The following is a 24,867-nucleotide window of genomic DNA, read 5'->3' as shown; positions in this document are numbered from 1 at the left end:
GAATTAAGGAAGGCGTGAAGTAGCAAATACGCCTGCTGGATCAAAGGCGGCTCTTAGGCGTGCTTGTACTGCCTCTAAAGCAGTTGAGTGCGCTTGCTCACTCAGAAGGGTAAAGCGTTGATTGTTTAGATCAACATGACTTCCTTGTTTAAACCGAGTGGCATGTCCACCATGGGTATGGGCTAAAGCTTTGAAGGATGCAAAAGTGGCATCATCGCCACGTGCTTTAATCCAGCGCTGCTGACCATGCCATTCCAAAGCAATATCCCCAACAGCATTCTCAATGGTTAGTGGGCCACATGCGGCTGGCAGAGCTAGGCGATATAGTGTGTCAGTGCTATCTAGGCTTGTGAAAACAGCTAAGCGCTGTTCACGTAAGTCGGCCCAAAATATCTGCGCAACTGCTGGATCAATTTCAATAGCATCGATAGCAGCATTCATCAGGGGAATAGCAGCTTTAACTGCTGCAAGCGCACCGGCCAAACGAATGGTCAGCTCACCATCTTGTCTTGACTGCCCAATCCAGCAACTGGCTGATAGTGGCAGTGGTTGCCCAGCCCATTCATTTAAAACTCGTAAGGCTTTTTCTTGCGAGATTTGGCAACGCAAAGTGGCTGTCGCTGCTGGCTTTGGTAGTACTTTTACAGAAGCCTCGAGTAATAGTGACAAGGTTCCCATGGATCCAGGCAGCAAACGTGAAACATCGTACCCCGCAACGTTTTTCATGACCTTGCCACCAAAAGAGAGATCCTGTCCTTTGCCATCTAATATGCGTGCACCCAGAACAAAATCACGTAAGTTACCAACGCTAATTCGGCCAGGTCCTGCTAAGCCTGCGGCTATGGCGCCACCAAAGGTAGCGGTATCGCCAAAATGCGGTGGTTCAAAAGCCAGCACTTGATTCTTCTCGGCTAGAGCTGCTTCAATTTCTTTTAAAGGTGTGCCGGCACAAGCCGTAATCACCAACTCTTCAGGTTGGTACTCCAAGATGCCAGAGTAAGGACGAGTATCTAGCTTGGCATAGGAATTGGCATTGCCATACCAAGACTTCGTGCCACCACCTTCAATTGATAGATGTGATTTATTTTTGGCTGCTGCCAGAATCTGTTCGCGGAATAAATCAATGTGCATATTGTTGGTTGTAGACATTAGAAGCGCTCCAACTCAGGATGCGGAAGATTACCGCCACTAATGCGCATACGACCATATTCAGCACAGCGATTTAATGTGGGAATAGCCTTATCGGGATTTAATAATCGCTCAGGGTCAAATGCTGCCTTAACCCCCCAGAAAGATTCGCGTTCACCTTCGCCAAATTGAACGCACATGGAATTGATCTTTTCAATACCAACACCATGCTCACCGGTAATCGTGCCATCGAGCTCAACACAGGCTTCTAAAATTTCAGTACCGAATTCTTCAGCACGATGCCATTCTTCTTGGTCAGCACCGTTGAATAAAATGAGTGGATGCATATTGCCATCGCCCGCATGGAATACGTTCAAGCAAGCAAGACCATATTTCTTCTCCATGCCCTGAATGCGTCTTAGTAGCGTGCCAATGTTTCTGCGTGGGATCGTGCCGTCCATGCAATAGTAGTCAGGCGCTAAGCGTCCAGCTGCAGGGAATGCATTTTTACGACCGCTCCAAAACTTCAGGCGCTCGGCTTCATTCTGAGAAATCTGAATACCACTAGCACCTGCTTGTTCGAGCACTTTAGTCATGCGCTCAATTTCTTCAGCAACCTCTTCAGGTGTGCCATCTGACTCGCATAGGAGAATGGTCTCGGCTTCAAGGTCATATCCTGCATGAACAAATTCTTCTACGGCACGAGTAGTGGCTTTATCCATCATCTCTAAGCCGGCCGGAATAATGCCGGCCGCAATGATGGCAGCAACTGCATCTGCACCTTTTTCAATATCGTCAAAGCTCGCCATGATGACGCGCGCCAATTTTGGCTTAGCAATTAACTTCACCGTAACTTCAGTAACAACCGCAAGCATGCCTTCGCTACCCATCACGATTGCTAATAAATCAAGTCCTGGGGAGTCTGGAGCAAGACTGCCAAATTCCACAATCTCGCCGTTCATCAAAATGCCACGGACTTTTAATACGTTGTGAAGCGTGAGCCCATACTTAAGGCAGTGCACACCACCAGAGTTTTCATTCACATTGCCGCCAATGGAGCAGGCAATCTGCGAAGAGGGATCTGGAGCGTAATACAGGCCAAGATGGGCAACGGCTTCGGAGATGGCCAAATTACGTACCCCCGGTTGAACCACCGCAGTCCTAGTGAATGGGTCAATGCTGATGATTTTTTTGAGTTTGGCTAGTGAGAGCACTAAACCTTGGGAAATTGGCATGGCGCCACCGGATAAGCCTGTTCCAGATCCACGTGGGACGATGGGCACTTGCATTTCAAAGCAAATCTTCAGAATTTGGGCAACTTGATCCTCAGTCTCCGGTAGAGCAACTGCCAGGGGCATGCGTCGATAGGCTGCTAAGCCGTCACATTCGTAGGGAATCGTGTCCTCAGGCTCCCACAGCAATGCATGCTCCGGGAGGATGGGGCGCAGGGCCGATACCAATAGTGACTGCCTGCTTAGTAGGGCGGCAGTCACTACATCTAAGTTGTCAGGAGTGGTTGATGAGGTTTCCATGGGCTCACTTTACGAAGAAAGGAGCCAATCGGTGATGGAAGATTTACATGAAGATGGTGAATAAAATTCACCATTGCTGCAGAGTTAGCCAATTTACAAAAGATTGAATTTCTGGGAAGTTCTTATTAGGGTTTTTGACAATATAGTAGTTGTGTGGAGAGGTAGATTCAATATCGATCAATTTAATAATTTGACCTGTACCCATCAAGGATCTAACCATCCTAGGCCGCACCAATCCTACTCCCATGTCAGCAACCACTGCCTCAATCAGCAAGCCAAGATCATTAAATTGTGGACCCACATCGGGCTCTTTCCAATCTAGACCAGCGGCATCAAACCAGGGTTTCCATGGCTCTAGCGGGCTTCTCAGTAAAACCAGGTCTTTGAGATCTTTTGGTTTCTGTACTGGGTTGAAGATTGATGAGCCGCCAATTTTCTGAAAGTAATTTCTGCTGCAGGCGGGTACACAGGGCTCAGCAATCAGGGTAATTACTTCGAATCCAGGATAGTGGCCATCCCCAAATCGAATCTCAATGTCTACTTCTTCTGCATTGACATCCATTAAAGGGATCTGAATGTGAAGCTCTATGTCTATTTCTGGGTGAAGCCTTGTAAATTCACTTAGTTTTGGCAGCAAATGTTGTCTGCCGAATGTTGGTGGAGTCGCAATACGAAGCCTGGTTTTCTTAGTCTTGAACTCGGGTCTTGCGAGGGTATTTAGCGACGTGAGTGATTCTTTCACCTCGCGTAAATACCTTGCTCCAGCAGTTGTAAGTCGAAGTTGATTGCCGGTTCGATTGAAAAGCTCGATACCCCACAACTCCTCTAAATTCTTTATTCGATGGGATATAGCTGATGGAGTGAGGGCCAACTCTTCTGATGCTCTTGCAAAACTACTATGACGGGCTATCGCCTCAAATGCAATTAGCAGATGCAGTGGAGGAATTCGATTGAACTGGTTAGTCATGGGTAATGTATTCCATTAGCCCTTAGGCGGAGGAATTTCAATCGTATATATTTTTTTAAGATGATTGATAAATTCTTTAACCTTAGTTGGCACGATTCTTTGGTGCGGGTATACCGCCATGATGTTGTACCCTGGAATACTAAACTCATCAAGAACTGTGATTAGTTTGCCATTATGTAACTCATTCTGGACTTCCCAGGTAGATCTCCAAACAAGTCCAAGTCCATCAATTGCCCAATTTTTCAAAATCTCACCATCATTGCAATCAATCGCACCATGGGTTTTTACTTGCAAAGGTACCCCATTCTCTTGAAAGTGCCAGGCATTAGATGAGGTATCTCTGTAATTGAGAACTAAGCATTCGTGATTGAGCAAGTCTTTAGGGTGCTTTGGCATTCCCATCTTCTTAAGATAGCTCGGGCTTGCACATACAACCCGCTTATTGACTGCAAGTTCTGTTGCCACAAGGTTTGGGTCAATGGTGCCCCCGATACGAATAGATAAATCGTAACCCTCCTGAACAAAGCCCAACACTTTGTCAGTGAAGTTAAAGGAGAGCTTAACTTTTGGATGCTGCTTTAAAAATGAAGTTGCATGTGGCGCAATGTGAATTCGTCCAAAAGCTGCAGGTGCTGTGACATTGAGATAGCCGGAGACTTCTCGCGGACCCAATGAGATCCCATCCTCAACTTGATCCCATTCTTTAGTCAGTCTTCGACAGTCTTCTAAAAATGCAATACCTACATCCGTGAACTTAATGGATCTTGTGCTGCGGTGCAATAGCTTAACTCCAAGCCTTCTCTCAAGCGAGTCTAAACGCCTGCTAATGACTGCTGGAGTAACGTTTTCCTGAACCGCTGCTTTTGCAAGACTGCCAAAATCAGCAACCAGAATAAGTGCTTTTGCTTCTCTGAATTTATCCATTCGATACTTTTTTTAATTATTCAGTTGATTAAAGCATTGTCGATGTTTCCAAAAAGTATACCTATGATTCGAACCTAATAGAACTTTTAATGGAGATCGATATGGCAAAGATGCGGGCAATTGATGCGGCGGTATTGGTAATGGAGAAGGAGGGTGTGAATCAAGCATTCGGTGTTCCGGGGGCCGCAATTAACCCAATGTATTCCGCTTTGAAAAAGCATGGTGGGATAAGTCATATCCTTGCGCGACATGTTGAAGGCGCTTCACATATGGCTGAGGGCTATACCCGTGCGAGAGCGGGCAACATTGGAGTTTGCATTGGTACATCTGGACCGGCTGGTACTGACATGATTACCGGCTTGTACTCTGCGAGCGCTGACTCAATTCCAATTTTATGCATTACAGGGCAGGCCCCTAGAGCACGTTTGTATAAGGAAGACTTCCAGGCGGTTGATATTGAGTCAATCGCTAAGCCTGTTACTAAATGGGCTGTCACAGTACGTGAACCAGGCTTGGTACCTCGTGCATTCCAGCAAGCCTTCCACCTAATGCGCTCAGCAAGACCTGGGCCCGTCTTAATCGATCTTCCAATTGATGTGCAGTTGGCAGAGATTGAATTTGATATCGATACTTATGAACCATTGCCAGTTTACAAGCCACATGCATCCCGTAAACAGATCGAAAAAGCAATCGATATGTTAATGAGTGCTGAGAAGCCTTTGATTGTCGCTGGCGGTGGAATTATCAATGCGGATGCATCTGATTTATTGGTTGAGTTTGCAGAAATTACGGGAATACCGGTAATTCCAACCCTTATGGGCTGGGGAACTATTCCTGATGACCATCCCTTGATGGCGGGAATGTGCGGCTTGCAAACAAGCCATCGCTATGGAAATGCTTCGATGCTCGCCAGTGATTTTGTAATCGGTATCGGTAACCGCTGGGCAAATCGTCATACAGGCTCAGTTGAAACCTACACTAAAGGTCGTCGTTTTGTGCACATTGATATTGAGCCCACTCAAATTGGTCGTGTATTTACGCCAGATTTAGGCATCGCTTCTGATGCTGGCTCTGCATTGAAACTTTTAGTTGAAGTTGCCAAAGAGAGAAAGGCAAAAGGCCGGCTAAAAGATTTTAACGAGTGGGCGGAACGTTGCGCGGATCGTAAGAAGATGATGTTACGTAAGAGTCACTTTGACAACATCCCAGTAAAACCGCAAAGAGTTTACGAGGAGATGAATAAGGCATTCCCACGGGATACGATTTTTGTATCGACAATTGGGTTATCTCAAATTGCAGGTGCCCAGTTCTTGCATGTATATGGTCCAAGAAATTGGATCAACTGCGGACAGGCAGGCCCACTTGGTTGGACAATACCGGCGGCCTTAGGCGTTGTTGCCTCTGATCCAACGAGAACCGTAGTAGGTCTCTCAGGTGATTATGACTTCCAGTTTTTAATTGAGGAGTTAGCAGTTGGTGCGCAATTTAATCTGCCCTATGTACATGTATTGGTTAATAACAGTTATCTAGGTTTGATTCGTCAGGCACAACGCGGCTTTGATATGGACTATTGTGTTCAGTTAGCTTTTGAAAATCAAAATGTAGAAGATCCAAACCTAAAAGGGTATGGAGTAGATCATCAAGCGGTAATTGAGGGCTTGGGATGTAAGACATTGCGCGTAACTGATCCAGGAGAGATTCAGGATGCTTTAGTGCAGGCTCAAAAGATGGCACGTAAGTTTAGTGTCCCAGTAGTTGTCGAGGTAATTTTAGAAAAAGTAACCAATATCGCTATGGGTACTGAAATTGACAACATCATGGAATTTGAAGAGATTGATTGTAAGCACCCAGAAGGTATTAAGGGGCTTGAGCTTGCTGGCTTGCTTGATTAAGGAGATGACATGATTAAGTTATCAGCCAATTTATCGATGCTCTTTACTGAAGACTCATTTTTGCGCCGCTTTAAACGCGCAGCAGATAATGGATTTGCAGCGGTTGAATTTCTTTTTCCCTATGAATACAAGGTGGAAGAGATACAAGAAAAGCTAAAACAATTCCACTTAAAAATTGTTTTACATAACCTTCCGGCGGGAAATTGGGAATCTGGTGAACGAGGGATAGCCTGTATTCCTAGCCGCGTTGATGAATTTAAGAAGGGTGTAGATCTTGCAATTGAGTACGCGAATGCTCTAGGCGTTAATCAATTGAACTGTCTGTCGGGAATTAAGCCAGAAAATGTCAGCGATGAGGATGCGGAAAATACACTCATTAGCAATCTACAGTACGCCGCTGAAAAACTAAAGGGTGCAAATATTAAGTTACTGATTGAGCCCATCAATAACTATGATATTCCTGGCTTTATTTTGAATTCAACTAAAAAAGCCATTGGAATCATGGATGCAGTGGGTAGTGACAATATCTACCTGCAATATGACATTTACCATGCGCAGCGCATGGAAGGTGAACTATTGGGCAATATCTCAAAGTATTTTGATCGGATCGCCCATATTCAAATAGCCGATAACCCGGGTCGAAATGAGCCTGGAACTGGTGAGATTAACTACAAAAATATATTTAAGTCGCTAAACAGGCTTAACTATCAAGGTTGGGTAGGTTGCGAATATAAGCCGGCCAAAGATACGGTTTTGGGGCTCGTATGGGTTGATACACATGGTTTAAATCATCAGTAGCAAAAAAATAAGGGATAAAACATGAAAGAGAAAATTGGATTTATTGGTTTAGGCATTATGGGTACGCCCATGGCTTTTAACTTGTTAAAGGGTGGCTACGAAGTTAATGTCTTCGATTTTAAGGCTCCATCTAAAGATCTTTTAGATGCAGGTGCTGTGGTTTGCAATAGCTCAGAAGATGTGGCAATAAAATCAAACATCATCATTACGATGGTTCCCGATACGCCACATGTAGAAGCCGTTCTATTTGGTGAAAATGGTATTGCTGATGGTCTGAAATCAGGCGCCAAAGGAAAAATCATTGTGGATATGAGCTCTATATCACCGATGGCAACAAAGGAATTCGCTAAAAAGATTAATGACATTGGAGCCACCTATCTCGATGCGCCAGTTTCTGGCGGTGAAGTGGGTGCAAAAGCTGCAAGCTTGACTATCATGGTTGGTGGTTCGCAAGCAGATTTTGATCGCGCTAAACCATTATTTGAGTTAATGGGCAAGAATATTACCTTAGTTGGCGGCAATGGTGATGGCCAAACAACCAAAGTGGCAAATCAAATTATCGTAGCTTTAAATATTCAGGCTGTATCAGAGGCTTTATTGTTTGCATCTAAAGCTGGCGCAAACCCAGCTAAGGTGAGGGAGGCTCTTATGGGTGGATTTGCCTCATCAAGGATTCTCGAAGTTCATGGTGAGCGAATTGTTAAAAGAACATTTGAGCCAGGATTTAGGATTGAGCTTCACCAAAAAGATCTAAATTTGGCTCTACAGGGCGCAAAACAGCTCAATATTTCGTTGCCAAATACTGCAACTACTCAGGAGCTAATGAATGCTTGTGCAGCCAATGGCTTAAGCAAAATGGATCATTCAGCCCTATGCAGAGCCATTGAGATTATGTCAAATCATCAGATTGCAAATTAAGTAAGCGCAATATGAACTCAAGCTCAGCACAGAATTTATTAAAAGAACTCTTTGCTGTTGCAGTCAAGGCAGCAAGTCCAGATTTTTTAAAATTCACGGACTTGTTTCCTGATCCACCTAAAGGCAAAGTGATTGTGGTGGGTGCTGGCAAAGCATCCGCATCTATGGCCAAGTCCTTTGAGCAGGCAGCTAAAGCTCTATGGCCGGAGAGTGAGTACGAAAAAATCTCTGGACTAGTAATTACGCGTTATCAGCATGGGCTAGGTTGCGACAAAATCGAGGTGGTTGAAGCATCTCATCCAGTTCCTGATGAGGCCGGTGAGCAAGCAGCTCATCAGATAATCCAAAGAGTTAGCGGCTTATCCGCGGATGATTTAGTCGTTTGCTTGATTTCTGGTGGAGGGTCAGCTTTATTGACTGTGCCAGCCGATGGAATTAGTCTGGATGAAAAAAAAGATGTCAATAAGCAATTGCTGTCTTGCGGTGCATCTATTTCAGAAATTAATTGCGTAAGGAAGCACCTCTCGAAAATTAAAGGTGGACGTTTTGCACAATTCTGCTCCCCAGCCAGGGTAGTAACTTTTGTCATCTCTGATGTACCGGGTGATGATCCTACTGTGATTGCCAGCGGACCTACTTTGCCAGATGAGACTACTTGCAGAGATGCGTTTGAAATCATTAAAAAGTACAACATTCATTTGCCGATGCGGATATTAAATAGCCTTGCTAACGGTGAACTAGAAACCCCCAAAAAAACGAATCCCATCTTTAGCAACGTAGCAAAGCCTGTGGTGATGGGCACTGCAAAACAATCTTTGGATGCGGCGAAAGAGTTTGCAGAGAAACAGGGAATTAACGCTGTTGTGTTATCTGACTGTATAGAAGGTGAAGCTAGAGAAGTTGGCAGGGTGCTGGGTTCAATTGCCTTGGGCTTATCTAATATTGAGTCCGAGGCCTTCACCAAGCCTTTACTCCTATTAAGCGGTGGAGAAACTACTGTAACAGTTAAAGGCAGTGGAAGGGGTGGTCGCAATGCCGAGTTTTTGCTAGGTCTTACAGAATCATTGCATGGAGATAAAAGAATTTTCGCCCTTGCGGCTGACACTGATGGAATTGATGGCTCAGAAGATAACGCGGGTGTGATTACAACGCCAGAGACTATTCAGTTAGCTGCTGAAAAAGGTCTTTCTATTAAGGACTATATGGCGCGCAATGATGCCTATACCTATTTTCAACAAGTAGATGCCTTGATTAGAACTGGGCCAACCAGAACTAATGTGAATGATTTTCGGGCAATTTTAATTTTAGAAAGCTAATCATGCGTAAAGCAAAAATAGTAGCGACTTTAGGTCCTTCGAGTAGTAGTGCCAAAGAAATAGAAAGTTTAGTAAAAGCTGGAGTAGATGTATTTCGCTTGAACTTTAGCCACGGAACACATGACGACCATAAATTGCGATATCAAACTATTCGGAAGGTTGAGGATAAGGTAAAGAAACCTTTAGCAATTTTAGCTGATCTACAAGGGCCAAAATTGAGGGTGGGAACATTTACCCAGGGATCGGTTGTTCTCAAGCAGGGCCAATCATTTACTTTGGATAGCAAAAATAAACCTGGTAACGGCCAGAGAGTGTATCTTCCTCATCCTGAATTATTCAAGGTGGTTGCAAAAGGACAAAATCTGTTGATTGATGACGGCAAGGTGCGCTTAAAAGTAATCGGCTCTACCAAAACAGAGATCAAGACAGAGGTAGTGGTGGGAGGGGCGATTTCAAATAGAAAAGGGGTTAATGTTCCCGACGCGATCCTACCTATCAAGGCTTTAACGGCTAAAGACAAAATTGACTTGGAATTTGCTCTGTCATTAGGCGTCGATTGGATTGCCCTATCGTTTGTGCAGCGGGCCGAAGATATTCATGAAGCTCGTCATCTGGTTAAGGGTAAGGCCTGGATCATGTCTAAATTAGAGAAGCCAGCAGCATTGAAAAGTCTAGATGCAATTATTCAGGCCTCTGATGGTGTGATGGTTGCCCGAGGCGATCTTGGAGTTGAGTTACCGCCGGAAAAGGTGCCCCAAGCACAGAAAAATATCATCGCGCTTTCAAAAAAATACGGCAGACCCGTAGTTGTAGCTACGCAAATGTTGGAGTCCATGATTAACACTCCTGTCCCAACGCGCGCCGAAGCATCAGATGTAGCGCATGCAATCTATGACGGAGCAGATGCAGTGATGCTTTCCGCAGAATCAGCTAGTGGGAAGTATCCAGTTGAAGCAGTGACTATGATGGATAAGATTGTCAGTGAAGTAGAGCAGGATCCTGGCTACTCCAAAACAAATGCATCAGACGCGCAGCAATTGGGCGCTAAAGTCTTAAATGAAGCTGATGCAATTTGTGGCGTCTTAAGAGATGTGGCTCAAGCGATTAATGCTGCAGCTATTGTTACCTACACCAGTGGCGGCTATACAAGTCTGAGAGCTGCGAGACAGCGCCCCGATACAAATATATTGAGTATTACTCCAAATATCAGCACAGCTAGACGTCTTTGCATGGTTTGGGGGGTGCGTTCAGTCATTGGTGCTGAATCAAAAAACATTGAAGAAATGGAAAGATTGGCAATTGATACCTGCTTAGATATGGGGTTTAAGGCTAGGAAAAAGATTGCAATTAGCGCGGGAATTCCATTTGGAAAACCGGGATCAACAAACCTTTTGAAAATCGCCGAGCTAAAACGATGAGCGCCATTGTTGACATCATTGGTAGAGAAGTACTTGATTCCCGCGGCAACCCAACTGTTGAGTGCGATGTTTTACTCGAATCTGGTGTTATGGGTCGTGCAGCATTGCCTTCTGGCGCTTCAACAGGGTCACGTGAAGCCATTGAGCTCCGTGATGGCGATAAAGAGCGCTATTTGGGCAAAGGTGTTCTCAAGGCGGTCCAAAATATCAATATTGAAATCGCTGAATCTATTCTTGGCCTTGATGCCAGTGAACAAGCTTTTCTGGATCACACCCTGATTGAGCTAGATGGTACGCATAACAAGGCGCGCTTAGGCGCCAACGCAACACTGGCTGTTTCTATGGCTGTGGCACGCGCTGCTGCTGAAGAGGCTGGTTTGCCTTTGTATCGCTATTTTGGTGGCTCCGGTGGCATGCAGTTGCCAGTTCCCATGATGAATATTGTGAATGGTGGGGCACATGCCAATAACAGCTTAGATATTCAAGAATTCATGATCATGCCAGTGGGAGCGCAAAGTTTCCGCGAGGCATTGCGTTGTGGTGCAGAAATCTTCCATGAACTCAAGAAAATTATCGGTGCACAAGGTATGCCAACCACTGTTGGAGATGAGGGTGGATTTGCGCCTAACTTTAAGAGCAATCAAGAATGTCTGCAAACCATCATGAAAGCAATTGAAGGTGCTGGCTATCAAGCAGGTGAAGATGTTTTGTTGGCGCTAGATTGCGCAGCTAGCGAGTTCTACAAAGATGGCAAGTACAACTTATCTGGTGAAGGTTTGCAGCTCACTTCTAGTGAATTCTCTGACTATCTCGGTAACTTAGCAGATCAATTCCCGATCGTATCGATCGAGGATGGCATGCATGAGAGTGATTGGGATGGCTGGGCTGATATCACCCAAAAATTAGGCAAGAAAATTCAGTTAGTGGGAGATGATTTATTTGTAACCAATACACGCATTCTGAAAGAAGGTATTGAGAAGGGTATTGCAAACTCCATTCTCATTAAGATCAATCAGATTGGCACATTGACTGAAACTTTTGCCGCTATTGAGATGGCTAAGCGAGCCAACTATACCGCCGTGATCTCACATCGCTCTGGCGAGACTGAAGATAGTACGATTGCCGATATTGCCGTTGGCACTAATGCTGGCCAGATCAAAACAGGTTCATTGTCACGCTCTGATCGTATTGCCAAGTACAACCAGTTGCTGCGTATCGAAGAAGATTTAGGTGATGTTGCTACTTATCCAGGTAAATCTGTTTTCTATAACCTAAATAGATGATTTCGTTTCAAACTATTGTAATGATGAATAAAAGAGTGTCTCGTTCTTTTTCTTTAGTGGATTTACTATACAAGTCGGATGAATTGGATTCAGATGCTATTACACATTACTGGTCCCAGCAGCTTTTAAATACTAATGAAATTTTACAGTTACATCAAAAGCTCATTCAGAAGTCATTTGAAGAACTTTCATATGTAGCTAGTAACGATCAATTAGATGCGTATTATAGGGATTTAGTTGTTTTACTCAGTAAAAACTTATTCTTACCCGTTCAAAAAAGAAATCTAGATCCAATTAATAGTCAGAGACTTATCTCCGAATTTATTTTGATTGTTCATGACTGTTTTCTTAATTCTGTTTTGAACTATTTTTTATCATCGACAGATAATGTTTTAAAGCCTATCTATGATGAGTATCTTGTGAAGGTGAGAAATCTACGCAATCTTTCTGAAAGTTCTAATTAAATAGGCTCTGGACTATAGCTAATGAGCGATATTGAACATTATTTCTCAATACTCAATCAAGCATAGGTTTTCTTATAGAGCTGATCTAATTTTTAATGTTAAGTCGGAAATATATATTTTAGGTTAATTTGTGTAGGAGGTATTTATGCAGGCTAAAAGTAACCAAATACCTTTATTTAAGTTATTGAGAACGAATGAACCAGTTAGAACTTGGTGTTTGAATCAACCTGTAATGGAGGAAGGATATTGGACTCTTGAGCGTTGCATAGAGGAGGCATCCCATTTTCCAACAAGGGAGAAGTGGGAGCAAGAGAGTCCAGTCAGTTATCGTAAGGCTATTAAACGTGGATGGCTTACTAAGTGCACTACACATATTAAAGGATTCAAAAGAAAGCCTGCCGTACCTGCGACGTGGACTTTAGAGCGATGCATTGAAGCTAGTAGTCAATGTCAAAACCAATAGAGTTTAAGAGGCGCTTTTCTTACGCGTATGAACGAGCAAGACAGCAAGGATGGTTAGCTGCCTGTTGTGCCCATATGGTTTAAGTGTTACTTAAAGTAACACTTATCAATACTAAAAAATCACTTTGGAGCAACGAAGTGCTAAACGGTTGCTCTAAAAATCCTTTGGTTTTCGAAACCAAAGAGCTGGAGAGTTCTTCTAGTAAATGCGTGAATTTGCTTACACATTTGCTTACACACCGACACTGACCACCCGCAGACCCCCTGTTTATATGGCTCTATCATGGGCTTCTGCTCTCATAATCCTTTGGTCCCAGGTTCAAGTCCTGGTGGGCCCACCAGAAATGAAAATACCAACCTTCGGGTTGGTATTTTTTTGAGCGTTACTTTAAGTAACGGTTGACCGATACAACCAAGAAATATTAAAGCTACCTTCGGGTTTTTTGGAAAAATTTAACTAGAGTAACCCTTAGATGGCAATTAAATTTAGTCTAATTCCAATTAATATCCAAGCTATCCCCAAGAAGATAGTCTTGATTAATCGAGGAAATATGTCTTATGTAGTCCCATAGTTCAGTAACCCTTGCGACACTTTTACGCTCGCTTGGAGCAATTAACCAGAAGGTCCTATTAAAGCTTGTTTTCTCGGGCAGGACGGGAATCAGTGTTGGATGATTTTTCGCTAAAAAGCAAGGTAATACGGCGAGCATTTTTCCCTGAAGAGCTCCATGTAGTTGAGCGGTAAGACTGCTACTTCTGAAGGGCACATGTGCATTTGGCGCTAGATTTTTTAGATACTGAAGTTTTAGGCTAAAGGAATATTCATCAACATAGCCGATGAATTTATGCTCGCTTAAGTCTTCTAGATTTTTAATTTGATGATGATCATTTAAATATTTGGGGGTTGCATAGGCTTGGAGTTTGTAGTCTGTTAGTTTGCATGCGATGTATGGACCCGTCTCTGGTTTTTCAATGCTGACCACAAGATCAGCCTCGCGTTTTGAGAGATTGATGAGGCGAGGTAACGCCAGCAAATCAACGGTTAATCCTGAGTGCAGCTCACAGAAATTTGCTAAATGAGGCGCTAAAAAAGTACTTCCGAATCCTTCTGTAGCCCCAAGCCTAATCGAGCCAGTTAATACCTGACTGTCTCCTCCAAGCTTGCTCTCCATGGATGAGATGGTGTTTTCAATGGACTCGGCATATTCGAGTAGGAGGTGGCCATTAGCGTTAAGCAAATGTCCTTGCGAATTGCGCGTAAAGAGCTCCGATCCAATCTCTTCTTCTAGTTTTTTAAGTCTACGACTGATTGTGGATTGGTCGATTTTTAGATGATTCGAGGCCTCATAGGCGGATTGAAGCCTGGCAACGGCCAGAAATACTCTGATGTTGTCCCAGTTAATGGAATTGCTATTCATAGTTATGCAAATTTGCAATCTAAATATGCATTTTACTTGATTCTAATTGTAAAAATACCTAAGTAAGATTCGCTGGGTATGTAAGGGCAAATATCAAAAATAAGAATCAGGGGAATGAAAATGCTGAGAATCAAAAAATTATCGATACTTTTAGGTGCAATGCTCGCAGTGGGTACTGCACAGGCTGACTTAAGTAATGGCGGTGTAAAGATTGGCGTTTTGACGGATATGTCCGGCCCGTACTCCGGGATGGGCGGGGAAGGCTCTGTCATTGCAGCAAAAATGGCGATTGATGATTGCCTAAAAGCTGAGTGCAAGGGTATGAAAATTGATTTAGTGTCCGCTGACAATCAAAATAAGCCAGACATCATGGTTGCTAAGGCTCGTGAGTGGATGGATAAAGATGGGGTAGATGCCATCGTAGACCTCACTAATTCTGCGGGAGCATTGGCAGTTCAAAAGTTAATTAAAGAAAAAGGCGGGATTGCAATGTATAGCGGTCCGGCGACAACGCGCTTAACTAACGAAGATTGTGCGCCCAATGGATTTCACTGGATGTTTGATACGTATTCATCTGCCTCCGGTCCGGCTTCCGCAATAACTCGCAAGGGCGGTAAAACTTGGTACTTTGTAACAGTCGATTATGCATTTGGCCAATCTCTAGAAAAAGAGGCTGGGGATATCGTTAAGGCAAATGGCGGCACTATTGTGGGTAGCGTTAAGCACCCTTTAAATAATAGTGATTTTTCATCTGCTTTGCTTCAGGCTCAAGCATCCAAGGCCAACGTCATTGCTTTGGCGAATGGCGCTCAAGATACGGTGAATGCCATTAAAGCCTCAAAAGAATTTGGTATTGGCTCCACAAGCCAGCAGCAAGTGGCTGCTTTGCTGGTTTTCCTAACCGATGTTCATTCCATGGGTTTAAACACCGCTCAAGGCCTGCTGTTTTCAGAAGGTTTTTATTGGGACCTAGACGATCAGACGCGCGCTTTTTCCAAGAGATTTGAAAAAATGCACAAGGGCTTTAAGCCAACAATGGTTCAGGCAGGGGTGTATTCAAGTACCTATCATTATCTGAAGTCTGTTGCTGCAGCCAAATCAGATAACTGGAAGGTTATTGCACAAACAATGCGCGATACCCCAATTAAGGATGCGGTAATGCGTAATGCTTCTATCAGACCTGATGGTCGCGTGATCCACGATGTCTACCTATTCCAGGTTAAGAAGCCTAGTGAATCTAAGGGTCCATGGGATTACTACAACTTAGTAAGCACTATTCCTTCACAAATTGCATTTAAGCCCTTGTCGGAATCTACCTGCCCTTTAGTAAAAAAATAATTGCATTAGTGCTTTGATAAACATTAACGATAACAAAGAGTAAATATGACATTAAGTAAATCAGTTCCTAAAATTCATCACCTCATAGACGGTAAGCCATTCGAATCTAAGTCCTCAGAGTGGCGCGATGTAATTAATCCGGCCACGCAAGAGGTTGTAGCAACGGTACCCTTTGCAACACAGCAAGAGTTGGATATGGCGGTGGCTTCCGCTAAGAAAGCTTTTAAAACTTGGCGCAATGTCTCGCTATCTAATCGCATGCGCATCATGCTGAAATTCCAGCAACTCATAAGGGATAACATCGCCCCATTGGCAGAGTTAATTACTAGGGAGCATGGTAAAACATTGTCTGACGCAGAAGGGGAGATTAGCCGCGGCTTAGAGGTAGTTGAGCACGCCTGCTCGATAACATCCTTGCAGTTGGGTGAAATGGCGGAAAATGCGGCAACTGGTGTAGAAGTCTTTACTCTGATGCAGCCCATCGGTGTGGGCGCTGGAATTACTGCGTTTAACTTTCCTGTGATGTTGCCGTGTTTTATGTTCCCAATGGCAATCGTATCGGGGAATACTTTCATATTGAAACCATCTGAGCAAGATCCAAGCTCAAGCATGTTATTAGTGGAATTGGCTCATCAGGCTGGACTTCCTCCAGGCGTTTTAAATGTGGTTCATGGCGGCCCTGACGTAGCGAATATGATTTGCGATCACCCAGATATCAAAGCAATTTCCTTTATCGGATCAACTAAAGTAGGTACGCATATTTATCGTCGCGGTTCAGAGGCTGGCAAGCGTGTGCAGTCTATGATGGGCGCAAAAAATCATTGCGTAATCATGCCTGATGCCAATAGAAGTCAAGCCATTAATAATTTATTGGGATCGGCCTTTGGTGCAGCAGGTCAAAGATGTATGGCGAACTCTGTAACAGTCTTAGTTGGCGATGCAAAAAATTGGATTGATGAAATTGTCGAAAAGTCATCAGCCATGAAAGTGGGGCCTGGTACAGACAGATCTGCTGATCTCGGCCCCTTGGTAAATAAGCATGCTAAAACGCGTGCTTTGGCTTTGATTGACTCAGGTGTGGCGCAAGGTGCAAAACTACTTTTAGATGGTCGAAAGTGTATCGTTCCTGGGTATGAAGAGGGTAACTTTATTGGGCCAACTATTTTTAGTGAGGTTAAGCCTGGAATGGACATTTACGATCAAGAAATTTTCGCTCCAGTTCTGGATATAGTATGTGTTGATACATTAGATGATGCAATTGCATTTATTAACGCAAATCCAAATGGTAATGGCACTTCTATCTTTACCTCTAGTGGTTGGTCTGCCAGAAAATATCAAAATGAAATTGATGTCGGCCAGGTTGGTATTAATGTACCAATTCCGGTGCCGGTTGCATACTTTAGTTTTACTGGTTCACGCGCTTCGAAATTGGGAGATTTGGGCCCCAATGGCAAGCAGGCAATTTCTTTCTGGACTCAAACAAAAACAGTCACTTCTCGTTGGTTTGAAGAAGACAATCAGAGTAGCGGTGTCAATACCACCATCTCATTAAAGTAATATCGTCTTGTCCCCATCGACCTAGATAAGGTTCATGGGGATTTTCTTTGCCCTGCATGGGCGTCTTATGGAGAAGAGTATGAAGTTAGGATTTATTGGTTTGGGTAATATGGGCAGCCCAATGGCCAGAAACTTAATAAAAGCTGGCCATGAATTAACTGTATTCGATTTGTCTAAAGAGGCTCTGGATCAGCTACGTACGGCGGGTGCAAGTATTGCCCAATCTCCAGCGGAGGTTGCAAGTGCTGCTAATGTTGAGGTGGTAATTACGATGCTTCCCGCAAGTCAGCACGTGCGATCGGTTTATCTAGGGCAGGGCGGAATTTTTGGGTCAGTTTCTCAAGATGTGCTTTTAATAGATTGCTCGACTATTGACCCTCAAACTGCTAGAGAGGTTGCTAAGGCGGCTCTGGAAAAAGGTAATCCGATGTTGGATGCCCCGGTTTCTGGAGGAACGGGAGGGGCGGAATCCGGCACCCTGACTTTCATGGTTGGCGGTACAAAAAAAAATTTTGAGTATGCGCAACCACTACTGTCTCAGATGGGAAAAAATATTGTTTATTGCGGCAACTCTGGAAATGGACAGGTTGCCAAAGTGGCCAACAATATGCTTCTAGGCATCTCAATGATCGCTACGGCAGAAGCAATGTCATTGGGAGTTTCTTTAGGAATGGATCCTAAGGTGTTGGCCGGAATTATTAATACATCAAGTGGCAGGTGTTGGAGCTCTGAAATTTACAACCCATATCCCGATGTGGTTGAAAGTGCTCCAGCTTCGAGGGGTTACAAAGGAGGTTTTGGCGTTGATTTAATGCTTAAGGATTTAGGTCTAGCGACTGAAGCAGCAAAATTTGCCAAAGAGCCAGTTGTTCTTGGTGCGGTTGCGCAGCAACTCTATCAACTATTTAGTTCCCAAGGAAATGGCCAGCTAGACTTTTCTGCGATCATTAAGTTGCATAAAAATTAACCTTCTGACGGCAATGCTCCAAGGGTTTGGTCGCATAATGGAAAAGAAAGTCTCCACTAGACATGATTGAATGTGGCCCTAGCAGCAACTTTTTTGCAGTAGTCTGTAACAAAATTAACCAATATTCTACGGATTGCTTATATGAAAGACACCTTAAAGCCAGGTATTCAATATCAATGTAAATTTACGGTCACAGATAGTCAGACTGTACCTGCCATGTATCCTGAGTCAGGTGAGGCCGCAGTAAGACCCGAAGTGTTTGCCACAGGCTTTTTGGTTGGCTTTTTAGAGTTAGCTTGTGTAAGGGCCATTATTCCTCATTTAGATTGGCCAGAAGAGCAAGCTGTTGGAACATTAATTAGTGTTACTCATGAGGCCGCCACTCCTGTGGGCATGGAAGTGACCGCGAATGTTGAGCTCATTGGCGTTAAAGGTAGAAAACTCATTTTCCAGGTAGAGGCTCACGATGAAGTTGATGTGATCTCACGTGGTCGCCACGAAAGAGTAGTTATAAATAAGAAGCAGTTTGAGGAGCGAGCTAGGTCAAAGCTAGCCCATACTTAACCCCTCTTAAATTAAGAGGAGAGCGTAATTTTTAGCCAAAAGTCACATTCCAGATCGGCTTGAAGTAGTTCCAAGTCCTGATGAGCCCAAAAGAAAAGCAAGCCCTCATCAGAAATGGTGGGGGTTTTGTCTTTTGAGCGACACTTTAAGTAACGCTTGCTTACATAAAAAAGTGAGCGTAGGATTAAAAAAGTCTCCTCCATAACTAGCTATGGCTTGTATCCGCTTAGATAGCGGATATTTTTTAGAGAAAAATAACTAAACAATAAGAAATTGAAGAATTTCAAGAAGATTTATGTATTGGGTGCTGGGGCTGTGGGCTGCTTTTTTGGTGGCATGTTGGCTCGTGCCCATCACGACGTTACCCTAGTCGGAAGATCGGATCGCGCTCTAGCAATACAGGATCATGGGTTAGCAATGGAGTGTCAAACATTTAATGAGACCATACCCATCAAAGCGAGTAATGACATATCACTTTTATCTGATGCTGATTTGATTTTGCTTTGCGTCAAGTCGCATGATACCGAGAAAGCACTCAAAGACTTAGCGCCAATTCTTCCAAAAGAAACAGTTGTACTGAGTTTACAGAACGGGGTTGCTAATGTAGATGTAGCCTCACAAATTATTTCCACTGCTGTATATCCCGCTGTCGTTTATGTGGCCTGTGGAATGGTGGGCGATAGGGTGATGAAACATCATGGCAGGGGTGAGTTATTGGTGGGAACTGTGGGGGAGTTGTCCCTAAGGGATTCTGAGAATCTTGCTGGCGTTTGTGAACTTTTTCAGAGTGCAGCTGTGCCTTGTGAAATAGCGCCCCAAATACTAAAGGACATGTGGTTAAAGTTTTTGGTTAATTGCTCCTACAACGCCATTTCAGGAATTGGTCAGATTGCATACGGGGAAATGGTAAAGGTTCCTGAAATTGTGAAATTAATTAACGGGATTACTGAGGAGTTTTTACAGATAGCCGCTCAAAAAGGACTGCATATAGAGAGGCATGAAGCAATGGCGGCTAATGATGCTATAGCAAAAACTATGTCTACTCAGATATCGTCAACTGCGCAGGACTTAAGGCGTGGAAAGAAATCCGAAATTGATTATCTCAACGGCTATATTGTTAAGCTTGGAAAGGAATATGAAATTCCTACCCCATTGAATGAATCAGTCTATGCAATGATAAAAATGTTGGAATCGAGAATGCCTATTTGAGCGTTACTTTAAGTAACGGTTCCCATTAAATAAGTCCTTTAGCCTTAGCCTCTCGATATCTCAAGGTTAACTGAAGTAGCTTAGCCGCACGATTTACCTTAAGCTTTTCCATGAGGTTCGCTCGATGCGCTTCTACGGTTTTAATTGAAATACCTAAGTCCAGGCCAACTTCCTTATTAATCCTGCCAGCAATAATGCGATCAAGCACATCAACTTCTCTTTGGGTCAGAAGTCTAAATCTCTCTTTGATCTCTTTGAGCTCCGTAGATTGTTCTTTACTAAGATAGGCCTTTGATAGCATTTCATTGATTAAGCTATAAAGCTTTTCTTCATCTACTGGTTTTTGAATAAAGTCAAAAGCCCCCTTTTTAAGTGCATTTACCGCAGTGGTGATTTCCCCATGGCCAGTAATAAATGCGATGGGAATATTAAGACCCATATTCAGAAGCATGTCTTGAAGTTCGATTCCAGACATGCCGCCAAGGTGAATATCTACTAAAGCACAGCCCAAAGATTGTTGATCACTAGCGGCTAGTGATTGCAAGAATCTCTCGGCACTTTCATGAGGGCTAACCCTAAAACCATAGGCATTAAGTAGTAGAGCCAGGGAATCTCGAATCGCTTCATCATCATCAATGACATACACCACACCGCCTTTTCCCGGAGGGGAGGGGTTGGGTTGATTGAGCATTGTTCGCTGCCGATTCATTCTTTAATCGATTTTATCTTTTGCGCTACAAGTGCTAGCGCTTCTTCCACATTTCTGGCTATCGTGCCACTTCCAGATTTGCCGATAACAAAGTAATTGTCTTTGTGGATATAGATATGAATATACAACTCTGTCTTTTGGATTCCAATGACCACTTGCAACACCGGCTCATGGCTAGCTCGATCATAGCTTTCGGTAAAGCTACTGTAATCTAAATGATCAGCTTGATTTTTCGCTAACTCTCGAATTTGTGCGCTGATACCCTCAATTAACAGTTCATACTCATTATAAAAGTTTGGATTTGAGTAGCGAAGCTCGTCAATAGCGATCGCGTGTAATGTGCTATTACCCATGGTTATTTGATGATTTCAAGATGGACATAAGCATCTAAGTGTGTAAGTGAGCCACGTTTATCCATAACGGCTAATCGTAAAGCTTCTTTTTTAAAGTCTTCAAGACTAGGGTGAGAACCATCTCCGCCTAGAGAGACGATATAAGTCCAGAGAACTTGGTCCCTTTGCTCTTTTCGGTAGATATCTACAATCCGCTTCATCTATTCCCCTTAAAATTAACTATACGCTTAGAGAATGAGAATTGGTTCTAATTTTTATAATGCACTGCCGCAAAATTAAAGGAGCGCTCAAAGAGAGCTTTGGTTTGGCTTGACGATGGTCAATGAATGTAGCTCTAGGATGACTTACTATCCATAGATGCCAAATGCCTATATTCGCTTTTTAAATCTGATTGATGCGCTTGATCGCATGAATCCAGGGCGCGCTTTAGATTGCCTTGAAATTCAGTTACTTGAATACATCATGCAGCAAGACTCGCGAAAGATTCCCTTATTGGTAGGCGAGCTTATAGACCTTAGCCACCTCGGTTCTCAAGCTACGCTGCATGGTAGGCTTAAAAATTTATCTGTACTGGGTTATGTCAAACTTGTTGCTGATAAAGCAGATGCTCGTAAAAAATCCGTTATCCCTACTAAGCTGGCAATAAAGTATGTGCAATTTATGTCAGATTGTTTAGAGAAGGCTTTGAAGGGTATAGTCACCCAGAGTAGATCTCACAAACCCAGCTTCTAGAGGCAGATTCAAGTCCTGGTGGGCCCACCAGAAAAGCAAACACTCATCAGCAGTGGTGGGGTTTTGCCTTTTGAGCGTTAATTAAAGTAGCGGTTGTGGGGCTGCTTTCGGCCAATAACTGCCATTGCCTAAAGCAGATTAATTCCAAAACTTTTCATCAGCAAAGCAAATAAGCTAAAGCAGATAACAGTTGCCACTACGCAAGCTCCCATAGTCATCCAAAACCCCAGCCTTGGAAGTAGGTATGGAAACAATAGAAACATAGGCAGCGTTGGAATCACATACCAAAAGGTGTAATAGGCATGATTGGCTATCTTTTCCTCGGGCTGGTTTTCTACATATAGCCATACCAAAGTTAAAACGGTCATTAGTGGCAATGCCGCAATAAAGCCGCCCAGCCTATCGCTTCTCTTGGCAACTTCAGAAATGAATACAACCATTCCTGCGGTTAGGAGATATTTGGTGATGATCCAAGCCATAGAAGCCTTTATTGTGTGTGCCTACCCCATTATAGGAATGTCGTCTAAAACAATGGCGTATATATATGCGTATATACGCATGAATATGAATGCTACTTTCCTCGATTGAGTTTTCCTGAACTCCATATGTCTAGTTGACGTTGAGCTTCAGCAGTTATGCCATCAATAGAGTCCTGAGGTAATTGCTTTAGGCATTCAGCCAAGGCTTCAGTGCTGAGTTTTTCAGCAGGCTTGTTCTTCTTGATTTCTTGAGGCGACTTGCCATCCCAAGCAAATGGATTGCTAAACGAAGGCGTATCAGGCAGGCAATCATCCCTGTAAATTGGGGCATCATTTGTAGCAAATGGTGTGAGCGAAATCGTTCTCTCAAAAATAAGTGGCTTACCAGTAGGGGTGGGTGGCAAAGCTGGCATAGACTTCATTGCCTGTCTAGCTAGTTGCTCTGCTTTGTCAGATGTTTTCCAAAGTGCTTCCACTTTAGTAACAGTTCCATTTGGAGCAATTTCAATTCTAAATCTCACATGCCCTTGATCTGGCCCCTCAACAGCAGTTCCCATCATGCTTCGCACTTGCTGGCCAAAAGAGTGGCGATATCCCTTGCTATTTTTTAGTGTGTACTTAGATGCGAAAGCCCACTCTTCTGCGGTTGGGGCTGATAGTGCTACCAGTGAGGTTGGTTGATTGTCACTATTTGGACTAGCATTTAGGTCACTATTGTTTTTAGCAATAGGCTGTTCAATATAAGCTTCAATAATGTCCAGATTTTTCTCTTTGGGTTTAACAAAGATAAATCCTTCATATGTTGCCCATAACAAGATCAGTCCAAGGTGGATGGCAATCGATACCCAAATAGCGATTAAGTGGCTAAGCCGAGCTCGTGTCATGAAATGGTGGGGGATTAGACTCTATTGCTTATGAGGGGCGATGGCTTGTAATGCCTAGATAATGTCATGGATATCGAGACTATTTCTTAAAAGAGCATAGAATTGAAAAAATAATTATGTAAAAGGTAATTATGGATAACAAACAGCACTGGGAAAAGGTTTACGGCACCAAAGCGCCAGATGCGGTGAGTTGGTATGCACCTCATCTTGAGACATCATTAAATCTTATTCGCCAAGCAAGTGCTGATAAGAGTGCTGCCATTATTGATATTGGTGGTGGCGAATCTACACTGGTAGACGACCTTTTGTCTGAGGGTTATGGGGACCTCAGTGTTTTAGATATTTCTCAAAAAGCAATTGATGTAGCAAGGGATCGTATTGGCAAGTTGGCTGATAAGGTTCACTGGTACTGCGCTGATATTACTCAAGCAACATTACCCCAAGGCTATTTTGACGTTTGGCACGATAGAGCCGTATTTCATTTTTTAACTGAAGAAGCTCAGCGAGCCAGATACGTAGAGCAAGTAATGCGCTCAGTGAAGCATGGCGGCTATGTGATTATGTCCACCTTTGGCCCTGAAGGCCCCGAGAAATGTAGCGGCCTAGATGTAGTTCGCTATGATTCTGAACATTTACATGGGCAGTTTGGTAAGACCTTTAAGCTTATTGATAGCTCTACTGAGATCCATCAAACCCCAATGGGAGCTACGCAACAGTTCCTATATTGCTTTTGTAGGATGGAATAGGGTCGAGCATTTTCGAGATCTGTCGATTCTGTTCCAAACTTCTAAGAATTACTAAAATTACCTTCAGGTAGTTGTTTTTAATAATTTCCTTTTTGGCGCATTCTCCTTGCCGTTAAGAGGCACGTCGAAAGCCTGTTTTGTAATCACCGGAGTCTATCTCAGCCCTCGTGCTCGAGCGTTAGTCACATGAATTATCTAGTGTCACTCAGCGTGACGGTTGGGCCTTATGAGGTGCTTTGCGAATGATTAAAACGGGGCGCTTGAAGGTTTTTCGGCAATAGAGGGCGGCCAAAAGTAGTCACCAAGGCCTGCACTATTTGAATCTTATGTCCCCAGATTCACCCCCTAGCCGGTCCACTAGGAATGAAGATGCTAATCTCCGAATTGGTATTTTTGTGGGTATTACTTTAAATAACTGCGGAGTAGCTCTAGCGATAGCAGGATCATTCAGTCACATGCTGATTTTTTAAGATCATTAAAAGACTCTCGATCATCTAGCCCCCAGCTTTCCCAGCCATCTCCAAAAAGCTCATGGGGATGCTGTGTTCTATCGGATCCATTTCCACATGCCATTGAATTCGACGGGCAATATCTCTCGCATCCCCAACATACTCGTTCTGGATGTGGTGGGTTGAGGGGGAATTTTTTTAGCATATCAATTTTTATTTGTATTTAAACGCTTGTTTATCTCCAAGTATTTGATTTATAGCAAAAGAAGTCTGCATTTCAAGCGTTTAAAGAGGCCTTATTGTTGGGCATAGTTCTATAGAGCTATTTCAATAACCACTGGTTACGTGGAGAATCCAAAA

25 protein-coding genes are annotated in these 24,867 nt (G+C 43.5%); 14 read left to right on the top strand and 11 right to left on the bottom strand.

Features of this window, described 5'->3' with window-relative positions; genetic code table 11:
- Nucleotides 1-3: 3 nt before the first annotated feature.
- The 4 genes from glcE to ICN23_RS00855 all read right to left on the bottom strand — a co-directional run bounded on the left by glcE (nucleotide 4) and on the right by ICN23_RS00855 (nucleotide 4,551).
- Nucleotides 4-1,149 (bottom strand): glycolate oxidase subunit GlcE, encoded by a 1,146-nt coding sequence (gene glcE, locus ICN23_RS00870; protein WP_216230504.1) that lies wholly within the window; start codon nucleotides 1,147-1,149, stop codon nucleotides 4-6.
- Nucleotides 1,149-2,660, bottom strand: coding sequence for an FAD-linked oxidase C-terminal domain-containing protein (locus ICN23_RS00865; RefSeq protein WP_216230503.1), 1,512 nt, complete (start codon nucleotides 2,658-2,660; stop codon nucleotides 1,149-1,151). Before ICN23_RS00865 ends, glcE begins: the two co-directional genes overlap by 1 nt.
- 67 nt (nucleotides 2,661-2,727) lie before the next feature.
- Complete coding sequence (locus tag ICN23_RS00860; protein ID WP_216230502.1) at nucleotides 2,728-3,627, bottom strand: LysR substrate-binding domain-containing protein; 900 nt, start codon at nucleotides 3,625-3,627, stop codon at nucleotides 2,728-2,730.
- A gap of 15 nt (nucleotides 3,628-3,642) precedes the next feature.
- Nucleotides 3,643-4,551, bottom strand: a complete 909-nt coding sequence (locus tag ICN23_RS00855) for a LysR family transcriptional regulator (RefSeq protein WP_216230501.1) — start codon at nucleotides 4,549-4,551, stop codon at nucleotides 3,643-3,645.
- Nucleotides 4,552-4,652: 101 nt separating this feature from the next.
- Here ICN23_RS00855 and gcl point away from each other — a divergent pair, with 101 nt between their 5' ends.
- Genes gcl through ICN23_RS00820 form a run of 7 tightly spaced genes read left to right on the top strand, consistent with a single transcriptional unit; the run spans nucleotide 4,653 to nucleotide 12,640 of the window.
- Nucleotides 4,653-6,443, top strand: a complete 1,791-nt coding sequence (gene gcl, locus ICN23_RS00850) for a glyoxylate carboligase (RefSeq protein WP_216230500.1) — start codon at nucleotides 4,653-4,655, stop codon at nucleotides 6,441-6,443.
- Between the two features lie 9 nt (nucleotides 6,444-6,452).
- A complete protein-coding gene (hyi, locus tag ICN23_RS00845) occupies nucleotides 6,453-7,241 on the top strand; it encodes a hydroxypyruvate isomerase (RefSeq protein ID WP_216230499.1) in 789 nt (262 codons plus the stop codon).
- Between the two features lie 21 nt (nucleotides 7,242-7,262).
- The gene (gene glxR / locus ICN23_RS00840) at nucleotides 7,263-8,159 is read left to right on the top strand and encodes a 2-hydroxy-3-oxopropionate reductase (protein WP_216230498.1); all 897 of its coding nucleotides are present in this window, start codon (nucleotides 7,263-7,265) and stop codon (nucleotides 8,157-8,159) included.
- An 11-nt stretch (nucleotides 8,160-8,170) separates the two neighbouring features.
- A complete protein-coding gene (locus ICN23_RS00835) occupies nucleotides 8,171-9,475 on the top strand; it encodes a glycerate kinase (RefSeq protein WP_216230497.1) in 1,305 nt (434 codons plus the stop codon).
- 2 nt (nucleotides 9,476-9,477) lie between these two features.
- Nucleotides 9,478-10,893, top strand: a complete 1,416-nt coding sequence (gene pyk, locus ICN23_RS00830; RefSeq protein ID WP_216230496.1) for a pyruvate kinase — start codon at nucleotides 9,478-9,480, stop codon at nucleotides 10,891-10,893.
- Nucleotides 10,890-12,176, top strand: a complete 1,287-nt coding sequence (gene eno, locus ICN23_RS00825; protein WP_216230495.1) for a phosphopyruvate hydratase — start codon at nucleotides 10,890-10,892, stop codon at nucleotides 12,174-12,176. The genes pyk and eno overlap by 4 nt, the downstream gene beginning before the upstream one ends.
- A 20-nt stretch (nucleotides 12,177-12,196) precedes the next feature.
- Nucleotides 12,197-12,640 carry a hypothetical protein gene (locus ICN23_RS00820; RefSeq protein ID WP_216230494.1) on the top strand — a complete coding sequence of 148 codons (444 nt, stop codon included), beginning with the start codon at nucleotides 12,197-12,199 and terminating at the stop codon, nucleotides 12,638-12,640.
- Between the two features lie 953 nt (nucleotides 12,641-13,593).
- Here ICN23_RS00820 and ICN23_RS00815 read toward each other — a convergent pair.
- The gene (locus ICN23_RS00815; protein ID WP_216230493.1) at nucleotides 13,594-14,520 is read right to left on the bottom strand and encodes a LysR family transcriptional regulator; all 927 of its coding nucleotides are present in this window, start codon (nucleotides 14,518-14,520) and stop codon (nucleotides 13,594-13,596) included.
- A 120-nt stretch (nucleotides 14,521-14,640) separates the two neighbouring features.
- Here ICN23_RS00815 and ICN23_RS00810 point away from each other — a divergent pair, with 120 nt between their 5' ends.
- From ICN23_RS00810 to ICN23_RS00790, 5 genes are all read left to right on the top strand, one after another.
- The gene (locus ICN23_RS00810; protein ID WP_370624741.1) at nucleotides 14,641-15,858 is read left to right on the top strand and encodes an ABC transporter substrate-binding protein; all 1,218 of its coding nucleotides are present in this window, start codon (nucleotides 14,641-14,643) and stop codon (nucleotides 15,856-15,858) included.
- A gap of 45 nt (nucleotides 15,859-15,903) precedes the next feature.
- Nucleotides 15,904-17,415: a CoA-acylating methylmalonate-semialdehyde dehydrogenase gene (locus ICN23_RS00805; RefSeq protein ID WP_216230491.1), complete on the top strand. Its 1,512-nt coding sequence runs from the start codon at nucleotides 15,904-15,906 to the stop codon at nucleotides 17,413-17,415.
- A gap of 79 nt (nucleotides 17,416-17,494) precedes the next feature.
- Nucleotides 17,495-18,382, top strand: a complete 888-nt coding sequence (gene mmsB / locus ICN23_RS00800) for a 3-hydroxyisobutyrate dehydrogenase (protein WP_216230490.1) — start codon at nucleotides 17,495-17,497, stop codon at nucleotides 18,380-18,382.
- A gap of 141 nt (nucleotides 18,383-18,523) precedes the next feature.
- Nucleotides 18,524-18,946 carry a thioesterase family protein gene (locus tag ICN23_RS00795; protein ID WP_216230489.1) on the top strand — a complete coding sequence of 141 codons (423 nt, stop codon included), beginning with the start codon at nucleotides 18,524-18,526 and terminating at the stop codon, nucleotides 18,944-18,946.
- Nucleotides 18,947-19,219: 273 nt separating this feature from the next.
- Nucleotides 19,220-20,155: a ketopantoate reductase family protein gene (locus ICN23_RS00790; protein WP_216230488.1), complete on the top strand. Its 936-nt coding sequence runs from the start codon at nucleotides 19,220-19,222 to the stop codon at nucleotides 20,153-20,155.
- Between the two features lie 25 nt (nucleotides 20,156-20,180).
- Here ICN23_RS00790 and ICN23_RS00785 read toward each other — a convergent pair whose 3' ends face one another.
- Genes ICN23_RS00785 through ICN23_RS00775 form a run of 3 tightly spaced genes read right to left on the bottom strand, consistent with a single transcriptional unit; the run spans nucleotide 20,181 to nucleotide 21,417 of the window.
- Nucleotides 20,181-20,864: a response regulator transcription factor gene (locus ICN23_RS00785; RefSeq protein WP_370624740.1), complete on the bottom strand. Its 684-nt coding sequence runs from the start codon at nucleotides 20,862-20,864 to the stop codon at nucleotides 20,181-20,183.
- Nucleotides 20,861-21,217: a hypothetical protein gene (locus ICN23_RS00780; protein WP_216230487.1), complete on the bottom strand. Its 357-nt coding sequence runs from the start codon at nucleotides 21,215-21,217 to the stop codon at nucleotides 20,861-20,863. The genes ICN23_RS00785 and ICN23_RS00780 overlap by 4 nt, the downstream gene beginning before the upstream one ends.
- A 2-nt stretch (nucleotides 21,218-21,219) precedes the next feature.
- Nucleotides 21,220-21,417 (bottom strand): hypothetical protein, encoded by a 198-nt coding sequence (locus ICN23_RS00775; protein ID WP_216230486.1) that lies wholly within the window; start codon nucleotides 21,415-21,417, stop codon nucleotides 21,220-21,222.
- Between the two features lie 157 nt (nucleotides 21,418-21,574).
- On the opposite strand from ICN23_RS00775, the gene ICN23_RS00770 reads away from it, so the two are divergent.
- A complete protein-coding gene (locus ICN23_RS00770) occupies nucleotides 21,575-21,949 on the top strand; it encodes a helix-turn-helix domain-containing protein (RefSeq protein WP_216230485.1) in 375 nt (124 codons plus the stop codon).
- A 128-nt stretch (nucleotides 21,950-22,077) separates the two neighbouring features.
- Here the strand turns inward: ICN23_RS00770 and ICN23_RS00765 are convergent, their stop codons facing one another.
- Both ICN23_RS00765 and ICN23_RS00760 read right to left on the bottom strand, forming a co-directional pair.
- Nucleotides 22,078-22,428 carry a DUF3147 family protein gene (locus tag ICN23_RS00765; protein WP_216230484.1) on the bottom strand — a complete coding sequence of 117 codons (351 nt, stop codon included), beginning with the start codon at nucleotides 22,426-22,428 and terminating at the stop codon, nucleotides 22,078-22,080.
- Nucleotides 22,429-22,520: 92 nt separating this feature from the next.
- Nucleotides 22,521-23,312: an energy transducer TonB gene (locus ICN23_RS00760; protein ID WP_216230483.1), complete on the bottom strand. Its 792-nt coding sequence runs from the start codon at nucleotides 23,310-23,312 to the stop codon at nucleotides 22,521-22,523.
- Nucleotides 23,313-23,443: 131 nt separating this feature from the next.
- Here ICN23_RS00760 and ICN23_RS00755 point away from each other — a divergent pair, with 131 nt between their 5' ends.
- Nucleotides 23,444-24,058 (top strand): class I SAM-dependent methyltransferase, encoded by a 615-nt coding sequence (locus tag ICN23_RS00755; RefSeq protein ID WP_216230482.1) that lies wholly within the window; start codon nucleotides 23,444-23,446, stop codon nucleotides 24,056-24,058.
- A 447-nt stretch (nucleotides 24,059-24,505) separates the two neighbouring features.
- Here ICN23_RS00755 and ICN23_RS00750 read toward each other — a convergent pair whose 3' ends face one another.
- Nucleotides 24,506-24,712, bottom strand: coding sequence for a DUF3079 domain-containing protein (locus ICN23_RS00750; protein WP_216182416.1), 207 nt, complete (start codon nucleotides 24,710-24,712; stop codon nucleotides 24,506-24,508).
- Nucleotides 24,713-24,867 lie beyond the last annotated feature (155 nt).

Origin of the sequence: Polynucleobacter sp. MWH-Jannik1A5, assembly GCF_018881795.1 — a bacterium.
GTDB lineage: Bacteria > Pseudomonadota > Gammaproteobacteria > Burkholderiales > Burkholderiaceae > Polynucleobacter.
Note: the sequence above shows the minus strand (reverse complement) of the source record. Positions and strands in the feature narration are given on the sequence as shown.